Genomic DNA, 1,830 nt, shown 5'->3' on the forward strand with positions numbered 1-1,830 from the left:
ACCATCGCCGACAAGCCCGTTGCTGTCGCCGCACCAAACGTGCTCAGCAAATAGTCGGTGTACAAATCGAGTTCTTTGTTCTTCATGGCGACAGGTTATCGTATGCACTGCGTAACATCAGTTACTGATTTCGCTTGCACCAATGGCGGCAATCGCCGCTTTCAACCAGGCATGGCGGCGTCGAGCGGAGAAACCTTACTTCAATTGGCACTGGGTGGGGCTGACTTGGTTTGCCTCTCCGATTTTCTGACGTGGCAACACCGGCAGCGCGGTGAGTTGGTGCAGGTATTGGTAGCGGAAACATTGCCGGTAAGCCAGCCCATTCACGCGGTGTACTACCGCAATACCCAGCTTTCTTCGCGGATAGTCTGCTTTCTTGATTACCTGGCCGAGCAGATGGCTTGGCCTGACTGATGATTCAGCCGAATCGTACCGACCGCATCGACAGTGACGCGTCATGAAAGCCCTCGAACGGGAAATCGATTGCGTCGTCAGCAGTACTTGCTCCGACGGCATATAGCAGCGGCAGATAGTGTTCCAGCGTAGGGTGGGCCATGTGCCACAAGGAGTGTTTGCTGCGGTCTTCACCCAGTAGCTGAGTCAGGTCGTGCTGAAGCAATGCGTGTTTGATCAGTTCGTCAAACGCCAGCGCCCATTCATAGGTTGATACCCCTGGCGTGCTATCGATCAAGCGTAGGTTATGCACGATGTTGCCACTGGCGAGGATAAGTACCTGTTCGTTGCGTAGCGCCTGTAATTCATTGGCCAATTCCAAGTGTTCGCGCAGATACAATTGGCTATTCAGGCTGAGCTGTACAACTGGAATATCCGCTTGCGGATATATATGGTGCAGCACGGTCCAAGCCCCATGATCGAGTCCTCGTTGCTCGTCGATATCGGCTTTTCCCTCATGCAACTCGTGCGCCAGCTTCTGCGCCAATACCGGGTCGCCTGGGCTGGGATAGCGCATCTTGTACAAGGGCTGAGGAAAGCCGCCAAAGTCATATAGGGTCTGTGGCATGGCGCTGCTGCTTAGCAGGGTCTGCCCAACCAGCCAATGGGCAGATACCACCAGGATGGCGCGTGGCCTAGGTAAGTCGCGGCCCAACTTGGCAAGGTGCCGCGTAAAGTCGTTGTCGAGAATGGCATTCATCGGCGAGCCATGCCCAATAAACATCACCGGCATCTTTTGCGCTGCCTTGGCAGCTTGGCGCTTTGCTGCACGTGCCGCGGGGTGAGCCGCGACCATGCCGAGTATGGCTTGATGCAGGAATTGACGTCGGTACATGGCGAACCTCAATCAGGGTTGGCGTTGAATGCGGCTAGGACGCAGTGCCAGTGCGCCATCGCCCAGCAGCATGACAACAAGGGCAACGATACAAAGGAAGACAGGGTATTCCCAACCGCCATTGGGGTTGCTGAACGACCAGCCATTCCGGAAGTGCGCCAGGGATGCCCCCAGCAATATCGGCACCAAGCTGATGGCTACCCAACGACTGTACACGCCCAGAATAAGTAAGGCACCGCCGCCAATCTCGGCCATTGCGATGGGGTAGGCTATCCAACCCGGTATGCCGAGCGAGGTGAAAAATTCGGCGGTACCGGGCAGCGTGAATACGAATACTTTGGTCAGGCCGTGCGCGAGGAACATGGCGCCCAAGGTAAGGCGTAACGTCAGAGCGGCATAGGGAGCAGTTTTGTTATTAACTGATGTTACGCAGTGCATACGCTAACCTGTCGCCATGAAGAACAAAGAACTCGATTTGTACACCGACTATTTGCTGAGCACGTTTGGCGCGGCGACAGCAACGGGCTTGTCGGCGATGGTAG

At 55.6% G+C, this 1,830-nt stretch carries 3 protein-coding genes; 1 reads left to right on the forward strand and 2 read right to left on the reverse strand.

The features are described from left to right. The first annotated feature begins 102 nt into the window (after positions 1-102). Positions 103-414, forward strand: a complete 312-nt coding sequence (locus CSQ89_RS21330; RefSeq protein WP_308418202.1) for a LysR substrate-binding domain-containing protein — start codon at positions 103-105, stop codon at positions 412-414. 4 nt (positions 415-418) lie between these two features. Here CSQ89_RS21330 and ygiD read toward each other — a convergent pair whose 3' ends face one another. Beyond that, the gene (gene ygiD / locus CSQ89_RS21335; RefSeq protein ID WP_099407963.1) at positions 419-1,288 is read right to left on the reverse strand and encodes a 4,5-DOPA dioxygenase extradiol; all 870 of its coding nucleotides are present in this window, start codon (positions 1,286-1,288) and stop codon (positions 419-421) included. A gap of 12 nt (positions 1,289-1,300) precedes the next feature. Then, complete coding sequence (locus CSQ89_RS21340; protein ID WP_099407964.1) at positions 1,301-1,726, reverse strand: DoxX family protein; 426 nt, start codon at positions 1,724-1,726, stop codon at positions 1,301-1,303. Between the last annotated feature and the right edge of the window lie 104 nt (positions 1,727-1,830).

It is taken from the genome of Chitinimonas sp. BJB300 (genome assembly GCF_002735695.1).
Classification (GTDB): Bacteria; Pseudomonadota; Gammaproteobacteria; order Burkholderiales; family Chitinimonadaceae; genus Chitinimonas.

Coding starts and splice junctions, on each gene's coding strand:
- CSQ89_RS21330 (WP_308418202.1), top strand. CDS start 103: ATGCACTGCGTAACATCAGTTACTGATTTCGCTTGCACCAATGGCGGC.
- ygiD (WP_099407963.1), bottom strand. CDS start 1,288: ATGTACCGACGTCAATTCCTGCATCAAGCCATACTCGGCATGGTCGCG.
- CSQ89_RS21340 (WP_099407964.1), bottom strand. CDS start 1,726: ATGCACTGCGTAACATCAGTTAATAACAAAACTGCTCCCTATGCCGCT.